The sequence below is a fragment of the Rufibacter immobilis genome (genome assembly GCF_003721565.1).
GTDB classification, from domain to species: domain Bacteria; phylum Bacteroidota; class Bacteroidia; order Cytophagales; family Hymenobacteraceae; genus Nibribacter; species Nibribacter immobilis.
Genome location: NZ_RJJE01000001.1, coordinates 14255 through 38526, shown reverse-complemented (window position 1 = coordinate 38526; position 24272 = coordinate 14255). Strand labels below are relative to the sequence as shown.

Annotated in this window: 24 protein-coding genes and 1 riboswitch; of the genes, 12 read left to right on the top strand and 12 right to left on the bottom strand. The window is 53.5% G+C overall.

The genetic code is table 11. The features are described 5' to 3' along the window. Positions 1–120 precede the first annotated feature (120 nt). On the top strand, positions 121–1122 hold the full coding sequence (locus tag EFA69_RS00175; RefSeq protein WP_123131077.1) for a dipeptide epimerase: 1002 nt from the start codon (positions 121–123) through the stop codon (positions 1120–1122). 171 nt (positions 1123–1293) lie between these two features. Here EFA69_RS00175 and EFA69_RS00170 read toward each other — a convergent pair whose 3' ends face one another. After that, positions 1294–1863, bottom strand: a complete 570-nt coding sequence (locus tag EFA69_RS00170; protein WP_123131076.1) for a DUF6799 domain-containing protein — start codon at positions 1861–1863, stop codon at positions 1294–1296. A gap of 70 nt (positions 1864–1933) precedes the next feature. Further along, positions 1934–2578 carry a DedA family protein gene (locus EFA69_RS00165; RefSeq protein ID WP_123131075.1) on the bottom strand — a complete coding sequence of 215 codons (645 nt, stop codon included), beginning with the start codon at positions 2576–2578 and terminating at the stop codon, positions 1934–1936. Between the two features lie 153 nt (positions 2579–2731). Between EFA69_RS00165 and EFA69_RS00160 the strand changes: the two genes are divergently transcribed. Next, positions 2732–3181, top strand: a complete 450-nt coding sequence (locus tag EFA69_RS00160; RefSeq protein ID WP_123131074.1) for a MarR family winged helix-turn-helix transcriptional regulator — start codon at positions 2732–2734, stop codon at positions 3179–3181. A gap of 58 nt (positions 3182–3239) precedes the next feature. Beyond that, positions 3240–3905 (top strand): YceI family protein, encoded by a 666-nt coding sequence (locus tag EFA69_RS00155; protein WP_123131073.1) that lies wholly within the window; start codon positions 3240–3242, stop codon positions 3903–3905. A 141-nt stretch (positions 3906–4046) separates the two neighbouring features. Here EFA69_RS00155 and EFA69_RS00150 read toward each other — a convergent pair whose 3' ends face one another. Next, entirely contained in the window at positions 4047–4274 is a 228-nt protein-coding gene (locus EFA69_RS00150) for a hypothetical protein (RefSeq protein WP_123131072.1), read from the bottom strand. A gap of 158 nt (positions 4275–4432) precedes the next feature. Further along, a riboswitch (TPP riboswitch) is annotated at positions 4433–4530 on the top strand. 63 nt (positions 4531–4593) lie between these two features. Between EFA69_RS00150 and EFA69_RS00145 the strand changes: the two genes are divergently transcribed. The 5 genes from EFA69_RS00145 (at position 4594) to queG (ending at position 11826) form a co-directional block, all read left to right on the top strand. Next, positions 4594–7035, top strand: a complete 2442-nt coding sequence (locus EFA69_RS00145; protein WP_123131071.1) for a TonB-dependent receptor — start codon at positions 4594–4596, stop codon at positions 7033–7035. A gap of 394 nt (positions 7036–7429) precedes the next feature. Then, a complete protein-coding gene (locus tag EFA69_RS00140; RefSeq protein WP_123131070.1) occupies positions 7430–8608 on the top strand; it encodes an acyl-CoA dehydrogenase family protein in 1179 nt (392 codons plus the stop codon). Positions 8609–8625: 17 nt separating this feature from the next. Beyond that, on the top strand, positions 8626–9099 hold the full coding sequence (locus EFA69_RS00135; protein WP_148041207.1) for a hypothetical protein: 474 nt from the start codon (positions 8626–8628) through the stop codon (positions 9097–9099). Positions 9100–9370: 271 nt separating this feature from the next. Then, complete coding sequence (gene ruvB, locus EFA69_RS00130; protein WP_123131068.1) at positions 9371–10414, top strand: Holliday junction branch migration DNA helicase RuvB; 1044 nt, start codon at positions 9371–9373, stop codon at positions 10412–10414. Positions 10415–10854: 440 nt separating this feature from the next. Beyond that, on the top strand, positions 10855–11826 hold the full coding sequence (gene queG, locus EFA69_RS00125) for a tRNA epoxyqueuosine(34) reductase QueG (RefSeq protein WP_123131067.1): 972 nt from the start codon (positions 10855–10857) through the stop codon (positions 11824–11826). Here the strand turns inward: queG and EFA69_RS00120 are convergent. The 3 genes from EFA69_RS00120 to EFA69_RS00110 all read right to left on the bottom strand — a co-directional run bounded on the left by EFA69_RS00120 (position 11791) and on the right by EFA69_RS00110 (position 13762). Next, complete coding sequence (locus EFA69_RS00120) at positions 11791–11985, bottom strand: hypothetical protein (RefSeq protein WP_123131066.1); 195 nt, start codon at positions 11983–11985, stop codon at positions 11791–11793. The genes queG and EFA69_RS00120 overlap by 36 nt on opposite strands. Before the next feature lie 156 nt (positions 11986–12141). Next, entirely contained in the window at positions 12142–12990 is an 849-nt protein-coding gene (locus EFA69_RS00115; RefSeq protein WP_123131065.1) for a ferritin-like domain-containing protein, read from the bottom strand. Positions 12991–13003: 13 nt separating this feature from the next. Next, the gene (locus EFA69_RS00110; protein WP_221175640.1) at positions 13004–13762 is read right to left on the bottom strand and encodes a ferritin-like domain-containing protein; all 759 of its coding nucleotides are present in this window, start codon (positions 13760–13762) and stop codon (positions 13004–13006) included. Between the two features lie 257 nt (positions 13763–14019). On the opposite strand from EFA69_RS00110, the gene EFA69_RS00105 reads away from it, so the two are divergent. Next, positions 14020–15450 carry a BatD family protein gene (locus EFA69_RS00105; protein WP_123131063.1) on the top strand — a complete coding sequence of 477 codons (1431 nt, stop codon included), beginning with the start codon at positions 14020–14022 and terminating at the stop codon, positions 15448–15450. Further along, positions 15447–16529: a chorismate synthase gene (aroC, locus tag EFA69_RS00100; RefSeq protein ID WP_123131062.1), complete on the top strand. Its 1083-nt coding sequence runs from the start codon at positions 15447–15449 to the stop codon at positions 16527–16529. Before EFA69_RS00105 ends, aroC begins: the two co-directional genes overlap by 4 nt. Before the next feature lie 480 nt (positions 16530–17009). Here the strand turns inward: aroC and EFA69_RS00095 are convergent, their stop codons facing one another. After that, the gene (locus EFA69_RS00095; protein WP_123131061.1) at positions 17010–18386 is read right to left on the bottom strand and encodes a sodium:proton antiporter; all 1377 of its coding nucleotides are present in this window, start codon (positions 18384–18386) and stop codon (positions 17010–17012) included. Between the two features lie 210 nt (positions 18387–18596). Here EFA69_RS00095 and EFA69_RS00090 point away from each other — a divergent pair, with 210 nt between their 5' ends. Together EFA69_RS00090 and EFA69_RS00085 are read left to right on the top strand one after the other, a co-directional pair. Continuing rightward, positions 18597–19214: a NifU family protein gene (locus EFA69_RS00090; protein ID WP_123131060.1), complete on the top strand. Its 618-nt coding sequence runs from the start codon at positions 18597–18599 to the stop codon at positions 19212–19214. Positions 19215–19392: 178 nt separating this feature from the next. Continuing rightward, entirely contained in the window at positions 19393–21039 is a 1647-nt protein-coding gene (locus EFA69_RS00085) for a peptide MFS transporter (protein ID WP_123131059.1), read from the top strand. A 207-nt stretch (positions 21040–21246) separates the two neighbouring features. Here EFA69_RS00085 and EFA69_RS00080 read toward each other — a convergent pair whose 3' ends face one another. The 5 genes from EFA69_RS00080 to EFA69_RS00060 form a co-directional block, all read right to left on the bottom strand. Next, positions 21247–22521: a NupC/NupG family nucleoside CNT transporter gene (locus tag EFA69_RS00080; RefSeq protein ID WP_123131058.1), complete on the bottom strand. Its 1275-nt coding sequence runs from the start codon at positions 22519–22521 to the stop codon at positions 21247–21249. Between the two features lie 27 nt (positions 22522–22548). Further along, the gene (locus EFA69_RS00075) at positions 22549–22947 is read right to left on the bottom strand and encodes an ExbD/TolR family protein (RefSeq protein ID WP_123131057.1); all 399 of its coding nucleotides are present in this window, start codon (positions 22945–22947) and stop codon (positions 22549–22551) included. Next, positions 22928–23314, bottom strand: coding sequence for a MotA/TolQ/ExbB proton channel family protein (locus tag EFA69_RS00070; RefSeq protein ID WP_183906636.1), 387 nt, complete (start codon positions 23312–23314; stop codon positions 22928–22930). Before EFA69_RS00070 ends, EFA69_RS00075 begins: the two co-directional genes overlap by 20 nt. Then, the gene (locus EFA69_RS00065; RefSeq protein ID WP_123131055.1) at positions 23295–23612 is read right to left on the bottom strand and encodes a MotA/TolQ/ExbB proton channel family protein; all 318 of its coding nucleotides are present in this window, start codon (positions 23610–23612) and stop codon (positions 23295–23297) included. Before EFA69_RS00065 ends, EFA69_RS00070 begins: the two co-directional genes overlap by 20 nt. Positions 23613–23876: 264 nt before the next feature. After that, positions 23877–24236, bottom strand: a complete 360-nt coding sequence (locus EFA69_RS00060; protein ID WP_123131054.1) for a hypothetical protein — start codon at positions 24234–24236, stop codon at positions 23877–23879. Positions 24237–24272: the final 36 nt, after the last annotated feature.

Sequence of the window (24272 nt, the reverse complement as noted above, 5' to 3'; positions counted from 1 at the left end):
GGTTCCTGAAAGCGCCCTCTCCCTGGGCTTTGGAGCGAAAGAATAACTGCAAACTCGGTTTTTTATTGGCCTTTGCGTCTTTTTTAGTACACTTGGGGTTCCCAAACCCCACATTTTACTATGCTACAATGGAATCTGGAGGCGCTGGACCTCACCCTGCGCTATACCTGGAAAATCTCCCGCAACGCCTCTGATCTTAAAACCAACCTGTTTGTGACCGTAGGCGATGGCCGGGTGCAAGGCAGGGGCGAGGCCGCTCCCAACGTGCGCTACGGTGAAACCCCCGTGCTGCTGCAGGAGCAGTTTGCCGCGCTGCAAGCCAACGGAATAGACCAGGTGGCGTCTGTAGATGAGCTACAGCACCTGATGGGGCAGCACCGGGTACTGCCGGCCCTTCGGTTTGCCATTGAGTCTGCGTTTGTGCATTATCTCTGCCGCAAGAACAACCAGACCGTGACCGAGTTTCTGGGAGTTCAACCCGTATCTTCAGCTCCCACGGCCTATTCTTACCCTATTATGGAACCGGGCAAGATTGCCGCCTTTACCCAGGAGCACGGTCTGCACCGCTTTGAGTACCTCAAAGTGAAGGTAAACCAGGAGAGTGGCCTGGATATGATGACCCAGGTAGCCAAAGCCGCCCCGCAGCAGCCGCTTATGGTAGACGCCAACGAAGCCTGGCAAGACCCAGACGCCCTCATGCGGTTCTTTGAGAGCCTGAAGAAGCTCCCCATCATCATGATTGAGCAGCCGCTTCCCTCAGCCCTGCAAGACGAGTACCTGTACCTGAAGAAGCGCACGCCCTATGATTTGTACGCCGATGAATCTGTCACCGACCACGCCGACTGGGAGTTGCTGCAACAGCAGTTCCACGGGGTGAACATGAAACTGATGAAAGCCGGTGGCTACCTCAACGGGCTGTCCATTTTACAGAAGACCCGCGCCATGGGCCTCAAGACCATGATTGGCTGTATGATGGAAACATCCATGGGTATCTGGTCGGCGCTGCAACTGGCGCATAACGTAGACCTCCTGGACCTGGACGGAATGCTGGTGGTGAAAGACGAGCCGTTTAAGTTGGTAAGGGAAGAAGCCGGCAGGTTATATCCGGTGGAGCAGCCGTAATGTCAAAAAGCGTTTAGGGGCTCTTTTTGGAAAAAGAGCCCCTAAACGCTTTTTATTTTGTAGAACACGCCTCGCCTATTTTCGGCGCGAAGCCCTAAATCCTACTGCCACTGAGCAAGCGGAGCGAATATCCTGCTCCCCAGACTTCGGCGCCTGTGATTACTGTTTTTTCTACTCCTGGGCAGCTATCTGTTTTTGCACAGCGGAGATGTCTGCGTCTAGTTTCTTGAGAGAAGCTGCGTCTGGTTTGCTTTGAACGGTTTGTTGCAGCAGTTCGCTTTTGAGTTGCAGCACGCGTTGTTTCTCTTGCAGAAGCTTGAGCCGCTCGTTCATCTGTTGGGCCTGCAACAGCTGTTTGCCAATGCCGGTGGTGTCTCCGGTCACGGTGCTGCTGCGCTGGACCACCACGGGAGAACGGGTCAGGTTGCCCTGCAGGTCCATACGGTCACCTTCGTTGAGCTGGAGGACCTCGCCGCCCGTAACCGTAAGGGTGCCGTTTGGTTGCAGCGTAGAGCCGTTGGGAAACGTTCTGGCCTTGGTGAGGGGCGCATAGCCTTTGCCCTGTATTTCCATCATTTTCCCGTTGCGCATGAGCACGCCCTGCCTGACCGGGGTGACGCTGGTAGTGGTGGTACGGCCACTTTCTCTTTTCTCAACAGACCCGCTTTGGGCTTGGCTCACCGCCGGCAGCAGCATGGCGGCAAAAATCAAAAGACCGATAAGGTGAAAACGCTGGCGCATCTTTTATAGGGTTAAGGTAATTGCTGGTTTTACGTTATTTTCAGAAAAAGAGCCCCTAAAGGGAAACTGCCTAGGCATGCGCTTCTTTTTTCCGCTCTTTCAGGTACTGGATGATACCCGGCAGCACCGACAGGAAAATTATGGCAGGAATGGCGTAGTGCAGGTAGTCTTTCATCTGCGGGAATTGCTGCCCCAGGAAATAGCTGGCCAAAACCAGCGAGCAGATCCAGAGAGTGGTCCCTATCACGCTCAGCAGGAAGAATCTTCCCAGCTCCATACCGGTCACACCCGCCAGCAGCGGGTTGAACGTGCGCACCACCGGCACAAATTTGCCCAGTACTACGGCCAGTTTCCCTTTCTCGCGGTAGAACTTCTCGGCGCGTTCCAGGTTCTTGCGTTTAAAATACCAGGTGTCTTTTTTGTGGTACAGCCTTTTCCCCATTTTCTTGCCAATGCTGTAGCCCAATAAGTCACCGGCAATACCGGCGGCCACCATGCTGGGCAGCAGTACGGGCAGCGGAACGGTGAAGACATCGGCGCCAGCCAATAGTCCAGTGGTGAGCAAGAGGGAGTCGCCGCCCGGGATCACCAGGCCAATGAGAAGGCCGGTTTCCACAAAAACCACCGCCAGAATAAGGGTCAGGCCGCCGTACCGGATCATGTTCTCTGGGCTGGCAAACAGCTCTGACCAGGAAACCAGAAAAATATCTGTCATTGTGTATAGAAGCTCGTTTCAGGGTGGATACGCACAAAAGAACTTGTATGTTGGTTGTATCTTTGTAGCAGGTTGTCTAAAAACCGTTTGTATGTTGCTGATTTTACGGTAGGTACATATCTTTGAGTATCCCCCACGTTTTTTAGTTGAAACATGAAGATTGAAGAAGAAATAAAACAGAGTGCCTTTAAAGATCCTTTCCAGAAAGCGTTTATCAATGTGGTGTTCACGGCTAACTGGGTGCAGCAGAAGCAGTCTGCCTTGTTTAAGCCCTACGGGGTCACTTTGCCCCAGTACAACATCCTGCGTATTCTGCGCGGGCAGTATCCCAAGCCGGCCACGGTGAACCTGCTCATTGACCGCATGCTGGACAAGACCTCCAACGCTTCCCGCATCGTGGACAAACTGGAGGCCAAAGAACTGGTTACCCGTAAGCAATGCCCCACCGACCGCCGCACCGTTGACATCCTGATCACGGAGAAGGGGCTGCACCTGCTCCAGGAGATGGATGCCCTGGGAGGCGGTAACCAGACCGGTATCCAGAACCTAAGTCCCCAGGAGGCCGAGCAGCTCAACAACCTCCTGGATAAGATCAGAAGTTAACCTTTTCATTCTCTATTTTTACCGCTGTAACTCCTACATCTTTAACCAGAATATACCCATGAAAAAATTGTTTCTTTCTGTTGTGGTAGCAGCCGCTTTAGGAGCTTCTGCCTTTAAAACCGTTACTTCCACGCCAGAGCATACTGCGCCTGCCGCGGTGGCGTATGCGGTTCAGACATTCAAGGTGAACACGGAGGAAAGCAAAATCACCTGGATTGGCCGTAAAGTAACCGGCGAACACAATGGCAACATCAAGCTAGCCAGCGGTACCATCCTCATGGAGAAGAATAGCCTGCGCGGCGGTACTTTTCTCATGGACATGACCTCCATTACCTGCAATGATCTGCAAGGCAACTCCAACAAGAACCTGGTGAATCACCTCAAATCAGATGATTTCTTCTCTGTGGAGAAAAACCCTACGGCGGTGTTTGCCATCACGAACCTGACCCCGAAGCAGAACGCCAAATCCGGGGCCGCCAATTACACCATTACCGGTGACCTCACCATCAAAGGCATTAAGCACGAGATTTCTTTCCCGGCCATGGTGAACCTGAAAAAAGGCGTGGTAACCGCTAAGGCCAACCTCAAGTTTGACCGTACCAAGTGGGACATCAAATTCCGTTCTGGTAACTTCTTTGAGAACTTAGGCGACAAAGCCATTCAAGATGATGTAGAACTGAATCTGGAGTTGGTGGCTAGGGAAGAGGCCGTGGCTAAAAAATAGTTTCAGGATAAACGCTCCTGCAGAAACAGGTTGGTGCCAAACATCAACCTGTTTTTTTATGCCTGTATAGTTTCTAAACAAGAAGCCCGGAAACAGCGTGGTGCTGCTTTCCGGGCTTCTTGTTTACGGAAATGGGAGCTACTAGACCAGGGGAGTAGTCTTTACCCGTGGCGAGCTGTAGTCAGGTTCCCAGTCATTAATGGGCAGGCAAATGCCTGGTGGGAGGTCAAGGTCGGGCAAACCATCGTTCAGTGGCTCGCCGCCGTCGTCGTCATTGTCGTCATGCGGGGGCACACTTAGTTTTTTCCGCGGGGCCAGCGCTAGAAAAGCGATCAAGGCAAACATGGCCAAAGCGTATACAATCATCATAAGAACAGATGCATTAGAAGTCTCACATCACATCCACAGCCACGCGGGCGTCTCTTCTTGTTCAACGTATAGCAGCCTTTCGATGTTAGCCCTATTCTGAAAAAAATAAGCAGGTTCTTGAGAACCGGTTGGTTAAGAACATTGGGGGGTGTAGCTTTGCCTCAGTTTAGGGGTGCCTTAAGATAACGGGCTGAGATCATACCCATTGAACCTGATCCGGGTAATGCCGGCGAAGGGAAAAACAAGGGAAACAAAACAGAGTGGGAGCACCGGCCCCGGGTGGCTTCTGTATGTTTTACCATTTTCGTCTTTTTTTCACATGAAAAAAGTTCTGGCCCTCTTGCTGGGCTGCCTGCTGCCGTGGTATGCCATGGCACAGATCACTTTGTCTGGCCGTGTCATAGACGCCGCCACTCAATCACCGCTTACCGGAAGTACCGTTACGCTTACCGCGGGCAACCGCGCCACCCTCACTGATGCCGCCGGCCGTTTCACTTTCCCTAACCTATCTGCCGGCGAGTACACCGTGCAAGTGAGTTACCTGGGCTACGCCAATGCTACGCAAACCATTGCCTTGGAAGCCTCGCAAACCTTAGACTTTGCCCTTACCCGCACCAGTGTGGCTACCAAAGAAGTGTTGGTGACCGCCACCCGCGCCAATGAGAAAACCGGGACCGCGTTCACCAACGTGGGCAAGGAAGAACTGGAGAGCCGCAATTTTGGGCAGGACCTGCCGTATCTGCTGGAAAACACGCCTTCATTAGTGACCAATTCAGATGCCGGGGCCGGGGTAGGCTATACCAACATGCGCATAAGAGGCTCAGACATCACCCGCATCAATGTCACCGTGAACGGGATTCCGGTGAATGACGCCGAGAGTCACGGGGTGTTCTTCGTGAACATGCCAGACTTTGCTTCCTCCTTGCAGGATGTGCAGATCCAGCGCGGGGTGGGTACTTCCTCCAATGGGCCGGGTGCCTTCGGCGCGAGCCTGAACCTGCAGACCCAGGATGCCAGCCCCGAAGCCTATGCCCGCACAGACAACGCCTACGGCTCTTACAACACCTGGAAAAACAACGTGCAGTTTGGCACCGGTCTGTTGGGCGGCAAATTTGCCGTTGACGGACGCCTTTCCCGCATCACTTCAGACGGGTACGTAGACCGCGCCAGCTCCAACTTAAAGTCCTTCTACCTGTCTGGCGGATACTATGGAACCAAAAATTTCCTGAAAGCGGTGGTGTTTGGGGGACATGAGAAAACCTACCAGGCCTGGAACGGCGTGGACGAGGAGACCCTGAAAACCAACCGCCGCTATAACTCAGCGGGGACTGAGATGGGCGATGACACTCCCTACGGAAATGAGGTAGATGATTACCAGCAGTACCACTACCAATTGCACTACGGCCACGAGTTCAGCCCGCTGCTGTCTCTGAGCGCGGCCCTGCACTACACCCGCGGTTTCGGGTTCTACGAGAATTATAAAGCGGGCGAGGATCTCTCAGATTACCTTATTCCGCCTGTAACCATTGCAGGAACTGCCGTGGAGGAAACGGATCTGGTGCGTCAGAAATGGCTGGACAATCATTTCTACGGAACTACGTTCGCGTTGCAGTACCGTGGCGCGGGCAAACTTTCGGCCGTACTGGGCGGAGGGTGGAACCGGTACACCGGCGCGCATTTTGGGGAGGTGATCTGGGCGCAATATGCAGCCACTATTCGGCCGGGGCACCGTTACTATGACGGCGATGCCCGCAAAACCGATTTCAACGTGTACGGTAAAGCCACCTGGCAGGCCACGGAGAAGTTGAGCTTCTTCGGGGATGTGCAGTACCGTACCGTGGACTACAGACTGGACGGCACCGACGATGACCAGCGTGATGTGACCACCCGCGCCGACTATGGGTTCTTCAACCCAAAGGCCGGGGTAACGCTGGCGCTCTCAGAGGTGCATCAGTTGTACGGATCAGTGGCGGTAGGGCACCGCGAACCCACCCGCTCCGACTTCACCGACCGCCCGTTGAACGACCAGGCCAAAGCCGAGCGCATGGTAGATTATGAAGCCGGTTACCGGTTAAATCAGCCTTTGGGCGAATGGAACGGCCTGCCATTGCGCCTCACCGCCGATCTCACCTACTTCTACATGGATTACAAAGACCAACTGGTACTTACCGGGCAGGTTAATGACGTAGGCACCGCCCTGAGAACGAATATCCCCGACAGCTATAGAACCGGGGTGGAACTGTCGGCCGGCATTGGCTTAGGTCAATTGGCCCGTTTCACCAGCAACCTATCTTTGAGCCGGAACCGCATCGAGAACTTCGGGGAGACGCTTTACCGCTTTGATGAGGACTACAATCCGGTGGAAGAACTGCGCACTACCTATCAGGAGACCACCATCTCTTACTCGCCCAGTGTGGTCACGTCTAACCAAATAGAGGTGCAGCCGGTGAATGGTCTTCGGTTCCAGTTCCAGTACAAGACAGTGAGTGAGCAGTTCCTGGACAACACGGCCAGCCAGGAGCGCCGCATTAAACCCTATGAAGTAGGCGATGTTAGGGTGTTTTACCGCTTCAGACCCGTGAACTGGATGAAGGAAGTGGAATTAGGCTTGCTGGTGAACAACGTGTTCAATGAAGTATACGAGGCCAACGGCTTCACTTTCTCTGAATACTACGTAGGTGATGACACCCGCTACCACTACAACTATTACTTCCCGCAGGCACCCCGCAATTATATGGCCCAAATCAGCCTGCGTTTTTAAGCTTTTTTGAGAAAAACGGCCGCTAAACAGAAGCCAACAGTTGTACGCTGTTGGCTTCTGTTTTTTCAGGAAGTAACTTAAATAGCAGTGTTTAATTATACCATCTGAGCTGGGCCACCCTGCCTTTCCCCAAAGAGAAGTTCCCCTGCTCCTGTTGCAGATGATTCCCCTCCTGGGAGGGGTAGGGGTGGGTTACAGACAGCTCAAGTCGGCAGATCGCAAATAAAGCTAATTAGTGCATGGGCGGTGACGGCTGCCGTTTAGGGGCTCTTTTTCCTAAAACGACGCCAAAATAGAAAAATGGCCGCTGGGAATGCATAAGGTTTTGGGAGATGTGCTTGGCGCATGCCGGGTTTCTTGTTATGTTTGGCTAAAGACATCTAACCTACAAACTATGGCTGTAGATAACTCCGGCGCACCAGATTATTTCAACGTAGATGACCTTCTCACCGACGAGCACAAGCTCATCAGGCAGACCATGCGGGACTTTGTGAAGCGTGAGATTTCCCCCAACATTGAGAAATGGGCGCAGGACGCGCACTTTCCGTCTGAGATTGTTCCCAAGTTCGGCGACGTAGGAGCCTTCGGGCCAACCATTCCCACCGAGTACGGCGGCGGCGGCCTGGATTACATCAGCTACGGCATTATCATGCAGGAAATTGAGCGCGGCGACTCTGGTATGCGGTCTACGGCTTCGGTGCAGGGTTCTCTGGTCATGTACCCCATTTACGCCTACGGCTCAGAGGAGCAGCGCAAGAAGTACCTGCCCAAACTGGCCAGCGGCGAGTGGCTGGGCTGCTTCGGGCTTACGGAGCCAGATTTCGGGTCTAATCCCGGCGGTATGGTCACCAACATCAAAGACATGGGCGACCATTATTTGCTCAACGGCGCCAAACTCTGGATCTCCAATTCGCCGGAGTGCCAGGTGGCCGTGGTCTGGGCCAAGAACGAGCAAGGCCGCATCAAAGGGCTTATTGTGGAGCGCGGCATGGAAGGTTTCACCACCCCCGAGATACACAACAAATGGAGCCTGCGCGCGTCTTGCACCGGCGAGTTAGTCTTTGACAACGTGAAAGTGCCCAAAGAAAACCTGCTGCCTAACGTAGACGGCCTGCGCGGTCCGCTGGGTTGTCTGGACTCGGCCCGTTACGGCATCGCATGGGGAGCCATCGGCGCAGCCATTGACTGCTATGAGAGCGCGCTGAACTATGCCAAACAGCGCATCCAGTTTGACAAGCCCATTGCCGGTTTCCAGCTCATCCAGAAGAAACTGGCCGAAATGGTCACTGAGATTACCAAGGCTCAACTGATGGTGTGGCGTTTAGGCGTACTCAAAAACGAAGGCAAAGCCACCACCCAGCAGATTTCCATGGCCAAGCGCAACAGCGTAGACATGGCCCTGCACGTGGCCCGCGAGGCCCGTCAGATTCACGGCGGTATGGGCATCACCGGTGAGTACCCCATCATGCGCCACATGATGAACCTGGAGAGCGTGATCACTTATGAAGGTACCCATGATATTCACCTGCTCATCACCGGGGCAGATATTACCGGTATTCAGGCGTTTAAATAGAGATCAGTCATCATCAGATGGAAGAAAGTCAAACCCATGTTTCCTCACCTTTTGAAGCATTACAGGAGACAAAAAGTAGAAGACGTGATCTGTTGCCCTGGTGGATAAAGACCTTTACCTGGCTTTTCATGTTGATGGCGGCGGTAGTGCCTATAGGAGTGGTCATGGGCTTGATGGGTCTAAGCTTTACTATGTCTTTATATGGTTTTGAGACCACCAACCCCATCTCGCCCACAGGTATTGCCCTAACGTTGCTGATCTTATTTAAAGGAGTAACTGCCTATGGCTTATGGACCGAAAAAGATTGGGCCGTCAGACTAGGAATTATTGATGCCATTATTGGTCTTGTGGCTTGTGGGGTTGCTATGTTTGTACTTCCGCTGGTGGATAGGTCCGAGGGGTTCGTGCTTAACTTCAGATTAGAGCCTATACTTCTAATTCTGTATCTGTTGAAGCTGCAAAAAATAAAACCTACTTGGGAGGCGCTTTAACGGCTGAATAAAGTATGCCATAGTTCTACTTAAAAGACAGTCAAACAATATCAAGAAAAGCAGTTGCGGAAACGTAACTGTTTTTTGTTTAATGTCGATTTTCGAGAAATACGCCTAGTATGTTATTGCTAAAAGAATTGGTTATCTGTGAGGCTGCTGGTAAAAATAATAGCAAAAAGGGAGCTTTTTACAGCTGTTCAAGGACCGTTTTTAGCCCCGCATGTGTTATCTTTACGATTGAATCTTTGCTTCACGCCAAGAGAGTTTACACATGAGAGAAGACTATTTAAACGGTTCCGCCGACCATCTGTCGCCCACAGAGCGTGAGATAGACCGTGCCCTCAGGCCGCTGGATTTCGGTGACTTCACCGGGCAGGAGAAGGTGGTGGAGAACCTGAAAGTATTTGTGGGCGCGGCCATTATGCGCGGCGAGGCGCTGGACCACGTGCTGCTGCACGGGCCTCCCGGTCTGGGCAAAACCACGCTGAGCCACATCATCGCCAATGCGCTGGGTTCTAATATCAAGATTACCTCCGGTCCGGTGCTGGACAAGCCCAGCGACCTGGCGGGCCTGCTCACCAATCTGGAGCGCAACGACGTGCTGTTCATTGACGAGATCCACCGGCTGAACCCTATTGTGGAGGAGTACCTGTACTCGGCCATGGAAGATTACAAGATTGACATCATGCTGGATTCTGGGCCTAATGCCCGCTCCGTGCAGATTTCACTCAATCCGTTCACGCTCATCGGGGCTACCACACGGTCTGGCTTGCTGACCTCGCCGTTGCGCGCCCGCTTTGGCATCAACTCGCGGCTGGAGTACTATGACTCCAAACTGCTCACTACCATTGTGCAGCGGTCATCGGAGATTCTGGGGGCGCCCATCCATGAGGATGCCGCCTTTGAGATTGCCCGCCGTAGCCGCGGAACGCCTCGTATTGCCAACAACCTGCTGCGCCGTACCCGTGATTTCGCTCAGATTAAAGGCGACGGTACCATTACCGTAGAAATTGCCAAGTTTGCGCTCAATGCTCTGGACGTGGACCAAAGTGGTCTGGACGAGATGGACAAACGTATCCTGAGCACCATCATTGACAAGTTCAAAGGAGGTCCGGTTGGTCTTTCCACCATTGCCACCGCCTGCGGCGAAGAGGCCGAAACCATTGAAGAAGTCTATGAACCGTTCCTGATTCAGGAGGGATACATCAAGCGCACCAGCCGCGGCCGCGAAGCCACCGAAGCCGCCTACCGCCACTTAGGCAGAATTGCCCCTAACCACGTGCGCAGCGGCACCTTGTTTGACCAAGCCGAGTAATTGCGTTTAGGAGCCGTTTTTCTGAAAACAGGTAAAAAGCGGTAGGCATTTGCAGAAGCTGCGCACACTGCGAGGTCATAGAAGTAAACCTCACAGGTTTTAGAAACCTGTGAGGTTTTTTGTTTCTCTAAAAACTGGCGCGAGTCTCCAGACTCGTGCCGCTGGATGGATGGAGTCTCCAAACTCCAGAGATTAAGAATTTGCTCTTGGTTTCCGGCGAGTCTGGAGACTCGCAGCATCCTTTGTCACGAGACGGAAGTCTCGCGCCAGTTTCCTTTATTAGTAGATTCAGATAGCCAGCTCAAAACTCCTTCCTGCTTTGCACATGTTTTTCCGTTTAGGGGCTCTTTTGGGAAAAACAGCCCCTAAACGGAAAAAATGCTTTATGTGAAATTCTTTTCCCCCAATTTTGTTCTCTGGCTACAGCCTCACGCAAACCCATGTTCAACCTCGCCCCAAAGCATACACAACTCATCAAGCAGAAAGCCCAGGAGCTGGGGTTTATGTACTGCGGGGTATCCAAGGCCGATTTTCTGGAGGAGGAGGCCCCGCGGCTGGAGAACTGGCTCAATCAGAACATGCACGGCCAGATGCACTACATGGCCAATCACTTTGACAAACGCCTGGACCCGCGGCTGCTGGTAGACGGGGCAAAGTCAGTGGTGAGTTTACTGCTGAATTATTATCCGGAGGAAACCCAGCCTGAGGATACCTTCAAAATCTCTAAGTACGCTTATGGGCAGGACTACCACTTCGTGATCAAAGACAAGCTCAAGACGCTGTTCCAGTACATTCAGGAGGAGATTGGCGAAGTGGGTGGACGTGTGTTCGTGGACTCGGCGCCGGTCATGGACAAGGTGTGGGCCAAGAAAAGCGGCTTGGGCTGGGTAGGCAAGAACAGCAACCTCATCAGGCCGGGGGTGGGCAGTTTCTTTTTCATCGCGGAGCTTATTCTGGACCTGGAACTGGAGCCGGACGGACCTATCAAAGACTACTGCGGCACCTGCACCAAATGCATGGATGCCTGTCCCACAGACGCTATTTCAGAGCCCTACGTGGTAGACGGCAGTAAATGTATTTCTTACTTCACCATTGAGTTGAAAGACCAGATTCCGCAGGAGGTAGAGGGGAAGTTTGGGAACTGGGTGTTTGGCTGCGATATCTGCCAGGATGTGTGCCCCTGGAACCGGTTCAGCAAACCGCACCGGGAGCCGGCGTTCGCGCCCCATCCGGAGTTGCTCCACCTTTCCTCTTCAGATTGGCTGGAGCTAACTCAGGAAGTTTTTGGGCATATTTTCAAAAAGTCGGCCGTGAAACGGACAGGCTTCGCGGGCTTAACCCGCAACCTGCAGTTTGTGGCAGAGGAACCAGCGGCCTTAGGCGGCCATCACGTTCCCGAAGACCTTGTCTAGAATGTTGTTGTATGAACCGGAGAAGCGCTTGTAGCACCACTCACGCAGCGTTACTAACTCCTTCCGTACCAACATGCGCAGGCTTTTTCTCAGTTCTTTCTCAAATAAGTTTGAGTCAAAGCTTACTTTATCTAAAATCAGTTTAACGTACTCTAACATGGTTGTAATAGGAATAAGTGTATGTGTTTCTGTAAGGATTAACATATACGCAACGGACCTATTTTTGATGCCTGTTTTTATACTGATTTTATAAAATAATTGCACGAAAAAAGGCAATCTGTTAAAGATTGTCCTTTTCTGTTCTATATGAGTGAGTTACGCCAGGAACGGAGCTACAATGGCGTTCACCTGAGCCACGGTGAGCGGCTCATCAAAGGCCTCAGAAGCGGCATTGGCATCTATGGCCACCCCGCCAAATGTACCCGTAATAGTGACGCTCGCCTGTGAAACCGCCTCTTCCCCGTCATAGATCCCCTGAAATTCGGGAGGAATGCCGCCCCGGTCTTTCATGGTGATCCACGGTTTCAGGTTGGCTACGCCGCTGGGCATGTCTCGGCGCATGCGGCGCAGGTGGGCGGCGTGGCGTGCTTCCACAGAGTGAATCTGCAGAGCTGCCTGCAATACGTCATTGTTGCTGATGAGGGCCGGGGCTGCACCTTTGTACGCGCGTACGCCGGTGTCTTCAAAAGCCTGGGCCACGGCCAGCATGGTGGGGTAGTCAGTGAAGGTGTTGTTGCCCAGGAGGCCGTCGGCGGTCCAGTCAAAGTTAGCGTCTGTATATGAAGTAGGGGCTGCCCCACCCAAACCGGTAATGGCCGTACGCAGGAAGTTGACGTGGTCTTCCTCATGGTCCCTGATGACCCCAAAAGCAGTTTTGCCCGCCGGGGTAGGGAAAATATTGGTATCGGCGGCGCGTTTATAGAAGTAGTATTCCAGGTTTTCCAGCTTAAGGGCAAATTCCAGCACCTCGCGCACCGAAGGGGTAGTGCCGCTTTGGCCGTAAGCTTTGTTCAGCATGGAGCCAAACGCCAGCGGAACCGCTGCTGCTACCAACTTTTTGCCGAAGCCCCCAAAATGCTTGAAAACAGCCCGGCGCGGGTCTAGACGGTCAAATACGTTTTCATCTACTTTTTCTATTTCTTTGAGTATGTGAAAAATATTCATGGCTTTCTGGAGGTTAGTTAGTTGGTAAGTTGTTGCCGTTAATGGTTTCCCTGATGAAAGGCTGGGCGGCGGCAAGTACTTGGGTTGGCGTTAAGGCTACATCCAAACCGTTGGCGTCTACAATGTTACCAGCCGTGATGCCGGCGGCCCCGCTGGCGAAGGTTCCGTTCTCAATCATGTCTCTGATCTCGGCCGCATGGCGGGCCTCCACAGACACAATTTTACCGGCTATGCCCAGATAAGTAGGATTGGTGATGAGTTTGCCCGCTCCGTTGTACGCCGCTACGCCTAAGTCTTCAAATGTTTTAGCCAGGTTCAGGATAGAGGCACGGCTGGACAGGGCGTTGGCTGGCAGGTTAGGGGTGAGGCTGGGAATAATCTGGCTGGCGGCGGCGCCGGTAATGGCGGCCTTGAAGAACTCACGGTGCGCAATCTCGTGGTTCCGGATGTCGGTGAGTACTTGTCTTTCAGTCGCGCTGGTGAAAAGCGTGGAGAAATTAGGGAGCGCCACAACGGCGGTGTAGAAAGCGGCTTCCAATTGTTCCAGCGCATACGCATAGTTAAGTACGCCTACATCGCCAGAGCCCAAGTTCACGGCCCCGGGCATGTTGTCTGTCACGGTGCTGTCATCGTCGTCATCGCAGCCGGTGAGCAGAATAGCTGATGCCGCAACTCCTGCCCCGGTGTATCTCAGAAAAGAGCGGCGGTTCAGGGGATTCTTCCAAGCTTGCAGTACCTGCTGCTCAGAATCAGAATTTAAGTTTTTTGCCATAGTTTTAAAATTGAGGGTGAACATTCTTCGCCGCCGTAAGCCACCAGTTCCTGATAAAGTCTCCCAAAGCGGCGCAATCAGCGAGACCTACGACGGGCACTGGGCAACCGGATTTTGGCGGTGAGAAAAAAGTGCAAATATTCTGTGGTTAGGAGCTCTGTGGGCGTTACTTGAAAGAAGATGGAGGGCGCTTGGCTGCTTCTTTGTACTTTTGAAAAATCATGCGGGCCGTTTAGCGCCCGTTTTTCTGAAATCAGATGAAAAACACGGTGGTTCTCTTTTTGTGCTTTCTGTGCTGGGCGGTAGGTGCACGCGCGCAGGAGCACACCATAGAATACGGCCCCACCACTATTCCCATAGAACAATACTTCACCATCTCCCTGAAATCAGGGGGGACTAAACCTACTAAGGTGGAAGGTTTCCCAGAGATTGAGGGAATGCAGAAAAGCACCCAGAAATCATTCACCACCACCTACACCCGGGGAACGAAGAAGTCTGTGGTGTACACGCTCACCCAACAGTATGCGCCCCTGCGCGAAGGCGAGTTCACGGTGAAGCCCTTCACCTTGACCGTTGACGGGAAAAGCATCCTGTCGCCGGGCATAAAAGGACGCGTGGGGGCTACACCGCCAGCCGGCGCAACCCCCGGAGACAGTTTACCAGTGGTCCCCGGAGGAGCGGGCGCCCCAGAATTTGTGGAGGTGAAGGAAAATGCCTTCTTAACGCTGCACGTACCCAAACAACGCGTGTATGTGGGGGAGGCAGTACCGGTTTCACTGTGGTTCTATGTGGCAGACTCTGATTTGGGCTTGCTGGATTTCTATGAGTTCAATACCCAGATCAGCGGCATTATTGGGCAGCTGAAACAGCGGAGTACCTTGGAGGAGGTGGTGCAGCAGGACGAGATTACCCCTGAGAAGCTGAAAATTGGCGGCAAAGATTTTACCCGGTACAAGTTACACGAGGCGGTTCTTTTCCCAATTACGCCGCAGCCGCTCCGTTTCCCTACCGTTGGCCTCCGGATGATCAAATACAAGATCGCCAAAAATCCTTCTTTGCTCACCCAGAACCGTTTGCCGGAGTACAAAACTTATACTGCCAAAGGCAGCGAGGTAACCGTGAGGCCGCTGCCCCCGCATCCGCTCCGCGATCAGGTGGCGGTAGGCGCATTCCGGCTGGAGGAGCAGGTGTCACGCAACACCATTTCCCTGAACCAGAACCTGGTCTATCTGCTCAAGATTGTGGGCGAAGGAAACATCAGGACGCTGCCCACCCCGCAGCACATTGCGGTTTCCAGTGAGCTGGAAATCTATACCCCAGAGATACGGCAGAACGTGCAGGTGCAGCAGGGAAGAATGACCGGGCAGAAAACCTTCCGGTACTTTATGGTGGGGCACCAGGCCGGGGGATATCCGCTGCGCGAGCTGTTTCAATGGGTATATTTCAATACCGTTACCGCCCGCTATGACACCCTTCGGCCTGCCTTTACGGTGCGGGTGCGGGGGCAGGAAGATCAAAATACCTTCATAAGGGCCCAAGATGTGGGCGAATTTTACAATATTGCCGACACAGAAAGCAACCAGCTAGTGGGCTTGGACCAATTCAAGGAGGTGCGCCTCTACATAAATGTGGTTCTGGCCGTGATGCTGGGGGTTGCTTTAGTTATTTTCATAGTAAACAGGAAATGAGCAATTCGTACGGGTCCATCTTCCGGATCACCACCTTTGGGGAATCGCACGGTACGGCCGTAGGCGTTATTATAGATGGCTGCCCCGCCGGACTCCCTATCACCGTTGAGGAAATTCAGGCCGCGCTAGACCGACGCCGCCCCGGGCAATCAAAGATCACCACGCCCCGTGATGAAAAAGACCAGGTGCAGATTCTTTCGGGTATCTTCAACGGCCACACGCAGGGCACGCCCATTGCGCTCTCGGTGTTCAACAAAGACCAGGCAAGCCATGACTATTCACACATAGAAAAGGCGTATCGGCCCTCGCACGCAGATTATACCTATACCGCCAAGTACGGCTCCCGCGACCACCGCGGCGGCGGAAGAAGCTCGGCCCGCGAGACGCTTGCCCGGGTAGCGGCCGGCGTTTTGGCCCAGAAATTTCTGGCCTTGCAGGGTGTTCAGATCACGTCCTATGTGTCGCAGGTGGGTAACATCTATGCCCCGGCAGATTATAGTCAATTAGATCTGAGCCAGGTAGACAGCACCATTGTGCGGTGTCCGCACCCAGAAACTGCCGAGGCCATGATCAAGCTCATTGAGGAAACCCGCGACCGACTGGATACCATTGGCGGGGTGGTTTCCTGCGTGGTGAAAGGCGTGCCGGCGGGCTTGGGCGAGCCGGTTTTTGACAAACTCCACGCCGAGCTGGGCAAAGCCATGCTCAGCATCAACGCCGTGAAAGGCTTTGAGTACGGCAGCGGCTTTACCGGCGTGAGCATGTACGGCTCCCAGCACAATGATGTCTTCTACACCGATGAAGACGGCCACGTGAGAACCCGCACCAATCACTCGGGCGGCATCCAGGGCGGCATTTCCAACGGGCAGGACATTTATTTTAAGGTTGCCTTCAAGCCCGTGGCTACCATTTTGCAGCCCCAGACCACCATTGACCAGACCGGCGAGGAGGTTACCTTGCAAGGCAAAGGACGGCATGACCCCTGCGTGTTGCCGCGCGCTGTGCCTATTGTAGATGCCATGGCGGCACTGGTACTCGCTGATTTTGTGCTTCGGCAACGGGCTAATAGAATTGACTAGTGCTTTTGCGTTTAGGGCCTGTTTTTCCAAAAACAGGCCCTAAACGTTTTTTAATTGGCTGTTGCCTGGGCTTTGCGGTTGTCTATGACTTCATGAGCCTCTTTGTTCCATCTTATCCGGTAAGCGCTCACGGCCGCGAGGCCCCGTCTTCCCCTCTCGCACTGCCCTTGCGGCCAAGCCAGTGTAATTCTCTCTTAGTTTCTTGCTTGCTTGGCCACAAGCGAGGCGCTCGAACGAAAGACTGGAATAGGTGCGGGTAGTAAGGCCGTTGTCGTGTCTCAGTGAACTTAGTAAATCAAGGCCGATGAGAATCAACGGTATCTAGCACGCATTTCGTCCCCCTTTGAAGGGGGTAGGGGGATGAGCACCTGTGGAGAATCTAGGAGCAATGCGTTACTATCAGAAATAGAAAAGCCGTTTAGGGGCTCTTTTTGAAAAAAGAGCCCCTAAACGGCTTTTCGTTGGGACAAAGTGGGGAAGCTACCGGATCACGATCAGCCAAATCAAGGCAAGTACCGGGAGCAGGTACACCACAGAGTATTTGAACATGTACTGGAAGAACGGCGGCATTTTAACGCCCGCTTGCTCGGCAATGGCTTTCACCATGAAGTTAGGGCCGTTGCCAATGTAGGTCATGGCGCCAAACAGAACAGCTCCCACCGAGATGGCTTCCAGCACCAACAGCGTTTCGGGAGATTGAGCCAATCCATAGGCGAAATCGTGCACCTGGGCGGTGTCTGCGTAGTTGAGGTGGTATTTAGCCATGCCCAAAGACAGGAAGTTGGCGTAAGTGGGCGCGTTGTCCAGCACTCCGGAGAGCGAACCAGTTACCCAGTAAAATACGGTGGGCGTGAGTTTGGCCGCAAATTCCGGCGAGGAAGCCAGCTCCGCTGAAAGTTGCAGGGCGGGCATCATGGTGAAGAAAATCCCGAAGAACAGGAACACCACCTCCATGATAGGGTCAAACGAGAAGTGATTACCGTTGAGGGCGGTGCGGCTGGCAAATTTGAAGCACAGCAGCGCGGCCGTCAGCTGCACTAACTCGCGCACAAATGATACCTTGATGCCACCTTCCAGGGGAATGTACGGCAGCCAGTCAAAAGAAGCAGGGTTCAGGAACGTGGCCCCAATGATCACAGACAGCCACAGCAGGTTGCGTTTTCCGGTAAAGAAGAACTCCGTCTTAGCCTCAATTTTGGCCTTCACTTCGGCTTTAGGCGTAAATCCTTCCTTGTTGCGGCTGTCCAGCACAAAGAAGATAAGGCAGAGTGTTCCCACGGCAATTGCCCAGGGCGTGAACAGGTGCTGGAGGGTCCAGAAGAACGGCACGCCCTTCAGGAAGCCGATGAACAGCGGAGGATCGCCCAAGGGAGTCAGCATGCCGCCCGCGTTGCTCACAATGAAGATGAAGAACACGATCTGGTAAGGCTTAATGCGGTGGTTGTTGAGCCTAATGAACGGCCTGATGAGCAGGAGCGAAGCCCCGGTGGTACCAATCACGTTGGCAATAATAGCCCCGAAGATCAGAATTCCCACGTTGATGAGCGGGGTGGCATTGGCGTTGGCGTTAATATAGATGCCGCCCGCGGCGATGTAGAGCGAACTGAGCAAAATGGCGAAAGAGGCGTACTCGGCCAGGGTCTCGGCGGGCAGGTGGGTGTCCTGCAAGACAAACAGGTAATAAGCCAGCACCAGCAGGCCCAACCCCACCGAAATGGTCTTGAAGTATTTGTGCCAGAAGTGGGGGAAAAAGATGGGGCCGGTGGCAATAAGGCCAATCAGCAACGCGAAAGGGGCAATCAAATAGCCCGGTACGCTATGGGGCGTAGAGGCTAATAAGACAGTGGCTTGTAGCATAGAGGCATGGTTGGTGAAAAAATCAAGCAGGGTAAAGTTACGTTTTCTGTTTTAAAGCACGGGCGTTTTGGCCCCGGTTTCAGAAAAACGGCCGCTAAACGCAAGAGGCGCAACGGTTCCCCCAAGGGAACTAGAACGTATTGGATTTTTACCTAATTTTGGAAACTTAAACCCTAGGCAGTAGGTTTTTACTATAAATCAAGAATAGCCATGACTGAAAATACAACTAAAGCCGTGTCGGTGTACGCAGAGGCGAACCCCAATCCGGAATCTATGAAATTCGTGCTCAACACCACCTTGTTGGGCGAAGGCGGCAGCGTGGACTACCCAACTCTGGAGAGCGCGGTGGAGTCTCCGTTTGCGCAGGAGTTGTTTAATTTTGACTATGTGTCCAGAGTGTTCATCGCGAGCAACTTTGTGACCGTGACCAAAAACAGCCCGGTACAGTGGGCGCAGCTCATCCCAGAACTCAGAACGTTCATCAAATCCTATATTGAGGCAGGCGGTCCTATTTTCCTGGGAACCCCTACCACGTCAACGGCAGCATCGGCGGCCGCCGAAGTGCCCGCAGACCTTTCGGCCGAAGACACTGAGATCTCCCAGAAAGTAATTGACCTGCTGGAGAACTACGTGCGCCCGGCGGTGGAGCAGGACGGCGGTAACATTACCTTTAAATCTTATAAAGAAGGCATTGTGACTGTGAACCTGCAAGGTTCCTGCAGCGGTTGCCCCTCTGCCACCGTTACCCTCAAAGCCGGTATTGAGAACCTGCTCAAGCGCATGGTACCGGAAGTACAGGAAGTCGTTGCTGAAGGCGTGACTCTGTAATTGATCCCATATCTAGATAAAAAAAGGCTTTGGCTTTGCGCCGAAGCCTTTTTTTATGCCCCTACGGCATGGATGGAGGTGGGAAATCCATTCGGGAGAGGCAGAGTCAGGGCAGTTCAGATATAGCAGTTCCAATATTTTTTGCTACTTTCAAAGCTGACTAAACAAGAATACCTGAATGTCTACATCAACTTCCAAGCACCCTAAGGGCTTGTATTTCCTTTTTCTGGCAGAAATGTGGGAGCGTTTCGGCTATTACCTCATGATCGGGATTTTCTTCCTGTACATGACAGATACCCAGAGCGGCGGCATGGGCTTGCCCAAAGACCAAGGCTCTGATATTTATGGCACCTTCATCGCGCTGGTGTTTTTAACGCCTTTCATTGGCGGCCTTTTGGCCGATAGATTATTGGGTTACCGGCTGTCCATCACCATTGGCGGATTGCTCATGGGGCTGGGGTACTGTGGCTTGGCGCTGCCCGGCAATACTTTCTTCTTCATTTCACTGGCGCTCATCATCATTGGGAACGGTTTCTTCAAAGCCAATATCTCTACGCTGCTGGGCAACCTGTACTCAGAGCCGCAATACCTGCCCCAGAAAGACGCGGGCTACAACATCTTCTACATGGGCATTAACGTGGGGGCGTTCATCTGCAACTTTGTGGCGGCGTACCTGCGCAATACCTACGGCTGGGGCTTCGCGTTTCTGGCCGCGGGCATTGGGATGTTCATTGGCCTAATCATTTTCTGGGCCGGCAACAAAACCCACCGCGACTATGACATCCGGAAGCCCGCGCAGCCGCACGACATGCCTCTCTGGAAAGTTTTCGGGTTGGTGATTGTACCGGCCGTTCTGGTAGGTATCCTGAGCTGGGTGCTTATCCCCGGCGATGTGTTCGGGTCAGACTCTACAGACGCGTTCATCTTCGGCTCCATTCCCATCATTCTGTTCTACGTGAGCCTTTGGGCCAAAGCCTCTACGGAAGATAAAAAACCCATTGCCGCCCTGCTGTCCATTTTTGCGGTAGTAATTGTATTCTGGGGCGTGTTCAAGCAGAACGGTACTGCCCTCACCACCTGGGCCGAGTATTATACAGACCGCGGCCTGCCCGAATCTCTGGAGAAACCCGCTGCCTCTTTGGGAATGGTGCAGAGCATAGACACCACGCCTAAAACCGTAGCCGATTTTGACGCCGCCTTCCGTACCCGCACCGACGCCGAGGGGAAAGTGGTGACCAAAGAAGGCGTTGACCCTTACTTCAACAACCTGCCGCAGGAAGAATGGCCGCAGGAAGGCAATTCACTGTCTCTTATCTCCACGGAGCTCTTCCAGTCTATTAACCCATTCTTCGTGATTATCCTTACCCCGCTGGTGGTGGGTGCCTTTAGCCTGTTGCGGCGCAAGGGCAAGGAGCCCAGCACGCCGGCTAAGATGGCCTGGGGGCTGTTCATCACGGGTTTGTCCACGTTGGTGATGGTAGGTGCCGTGTGGGCCGGCGATAACGGTCAGGATAAAGTTTCCAGCCTGTGGCTAGTGGGTACTTACTTTGTGGTGACCATTGGCGAGCTGTGCCTCAGCCCTATGGGACTTTCCCTGGTGTCTAAGGTGAGTCCGCCGCGGTTAACGGCTTTGCTCATGGGCGGCTGGTTTATCGCCACTTCCATCGGGAACAAACTGTCCGGGATTCTGGCCAGCCTCTGGGATACCTATGATGACAAGCAGTTCTTCTTCTGGGTTAACTTCGCGGTGACGGTTTCGGCGGCTCTGGTGCTGGTGCTCATGCTCAAGTGGCTCCGCCGAATCATGGAGAAACCGGTTGTCTAGCGGCCAATAGTTTCTTCTTGCTGTAGAGTGCGTTTAGCGCCTGTTTCTGGAAAAAGAGCCGCTAAACGCACTTGCATCAAAGAGAAATGAACGATGCCTTAGACAACTAACTTAGAAATAAATAGAGTGCCCGTTTCCGTTTAGGGGCTGTTTTTGAAAAAGCAGCCCCTAAACGGAAACGGGCACTCTTGCATAGAAGCGGTGCTGCTACATCAAAATACCGGCCAGCGTAGCCGATAGATAAGAGGCCAAGGTTCCGCAGGTCAACGCTTTCAGGCCTAGTTTAGCCAAATCCTGTCGCCGCTCCGGCACCAACTGACTGATGCCGCCCACCTGAATGGCAATGGAGCTGAAGTTCGCGAAACCGCACAGGGCGAAGGAGGTAATCAATAGGGTTTTGGGTTCCAGAGTGCCTTTGAGAGCCGTCAGGTCCAGATACGCCACAAACTCGTTCACTACTATTTTAGTGCCCATCAGGGAACCGGCCGCGAACATGTCTTTGGCAGGTACTCCCATCGCCCAAGCGAACAAGGAGAAGACGCTGCCCAGAATGCTCTTCAGGCTCAGGTGCTCCAGCGGAATGCCCACGGCGTCCAGGGAAAGCCCCAGTCCGGCCAGAAAGCCGCCCAGATACCCCAGGAAATAATCTACCAGGGCAATGAGCGCGATGAAGCCAATGAGCATGGCCACCACGTTGAGGCCCACGCGCAGGCCGTCTGAGGCGCCGTGCGAAATTGCGTCTACCAGGTTGGCGTCCTGCTTTTTCACCTCCAGCGCCACCTTGCCTTTGGTCTCTGAGACCTCGGTCTCCGGGAAAACGATTTTGGAGATGACCAAAGCACCCGGCGCGGCCATGATGCTGGCGGCAATGAGGTACTCGGCGGGTACGCCCAACGCAATGTACACCGCCATCACGCCACCCGCAATACAGGCCATGCTGCCGGCCATGGAAGCCAGGAGCTCTGAGTTGGTCATGGTTTTGAGGTAAGGCTTGATCATGAGCTGAGCCTCCACCTGGCCCACAAACACGCTGGCCACATTGGAAACTGCCTCGCTGCCGCTTACCCCCATCAGTTTATGCACCCCGCGGGCCATTACGGCCACCACGCGCTGCATGAGGCCAATGTGGTAGGCAATGTTCACCAGTACCGCCACAAAAATGATGGTAGGCACAATCTTGAAGAAGAAGATCACGTCATTGCCCACGCCAAAAGCCCGGTCCATTTTCTCCTTGTTCACCAGCGCGCCAAAGACAAACTCCGCCCCCCGGTCAGAGAAGCTCAGGATCTGGGTGATGAAGTGCCCGAACTTCTGGAAAATCATCTGCCCGAAGGGAATCTTCAGGATGAAAACCGCCATGACCAGTTGGAGCAGCAGCCCCACGGACACGAGCCTCAGATTAATGGCTTTCCGGTTGTTAGAGAGCAGGAAGGCAATGCCCAGGATCAGTACAATGCCAATCAGGCCGGTAAATCGGGTCATAAAAGAAAGAAAGGGTTTAGGTGAGTGTTAATTCGATTTCTCCGTGGCGATGACCATCTGGAGCTTGTTCCGGTTGATGATGTCCACCACTTTCACCAGCTCGTTCACCTGGATGGTGCGGTCTACCCGCAGCACCACGGTAGGTTTGGCAGGCGCGGAAGCGTACCGCTCCAGAGATTCCTCCAGCCCCGCGAACGAAAGCGGTTCCTTCTCCAGAAAATAGTCCAGCTGGGCATTCACAGAGATGTTCAGGATCTGTTTAGGGATGTTCTGGGTGTGTTTGGCCTGCGGCAACAGCAGCTTAATGGCGGTGGGGCTGGCCAGCGTGGAGATGATCAGGAAGAACAGCATGAGGAAGAACAGAATGTCTGAGAGCGAGGCCGCCTCCACCGCGGCCGCGTGCCGCTTAGTTTTCCTGAAGTTCATACTGCGGTACTTTGAAGAGTAAATCCATGAACCCGATAGACACCACTTCCAGCTTGTTCACGGTCTTGTCAATCTGGGCGTGCAGCAGCGTGTGGAACACGTAGGCCAGCATGCCCACCACCAGACCCGCCGCCGAAGTGATCATCTTCTCATAGATTCCCCCGGCAATAATGCCGATGCTGATGTTATCGGCGAGGGAGATGTGGTAGAAGGCCTTGATCATGCCCGTAACGGTGCCCAGAAAGCCCAGCATAGGCGCAATGGCCGCAATGGCTGAGAGGTAGCCCATGTTCTTCTCCATGCTGTACACTTCCACGTGGGCCGTGTTTTCAATGGCGCTTTCAATGTCACGGGTAGAGGAACCCACGCGGCTCAGGCCCTTGGCCAGCAGGCGCCGGGGTAGGCGTTACCTCGCAGAGGGAAGAGGCCTCGCGCAGCTGGCCCTGCAGGATTTTCTGCTCTATGGTCTTCAGGAAAGCAGGATCAGTTTTACCCGCCGACTTCAGGTAGAGCATGCGTTCTATGAATATATACAGCGCCGCCAAAGACAAAAGGGAAATAGGAATCATGACCATGCCCCCCTTCAGGAGCAGATCAAGCAAAGACATGCCGGCCTGGCCCGGTTCTGTGGCCGGTACCTGGGCTAAAACGAATAATGATAACATCTTGAACTAGAATATAATGAGATAACAGGTGGCGGGTGCCACCGGAATAAAATGACATAGGAGAACCTTACGCTGCCGCCCGGCACCAATAGGTGCCAGCAACAGGTAATGCGCAGGGGAGGTGGCTCTGTGGGCCACAGGCTTTATTGGCGTTTAGCGGCTGTTTTTCTGAAAATTAAGCCAAAACGCACCGGCTCTCACCTCTGTTCAGCACTTGGCTAAACCAAAGAAAGCGTAATGATGAGCCGAAAAGGAAGGGGGAAACTAGGGGGCGTTGGGGAGAATCCTGAAGAAATCAAAGATTTTGTAGGTGCTGCTGGAATAGGTTACCCTGGTGTTCTGAAGGATGGGGAAAAACAGCAGGGCTACGAAGGCAAAAAGCAGAGGGAGCAGCGAAAGCTCCGCCTCATGCAGAATCCCCGAAGGATCCAGGGGTTCGCTCGCTTTCCACACGTAAGGAGCCGCGGGCGTTTGGTCTGTCCCGGTAGTCAGCACCACTTTTTCCGCCTTTGGCGAATAATGCACCTTATGGACCGGAGTGGCCGAGAAGAAGCACGCAAACAGATACAGCAGGGCCGCCACCGCGAACGAGGCTTTGAAAGACGGGCCGTTGAATCTGCTCATTGTCATAGGCACAAAAATAATGATATTTTGCCTGAC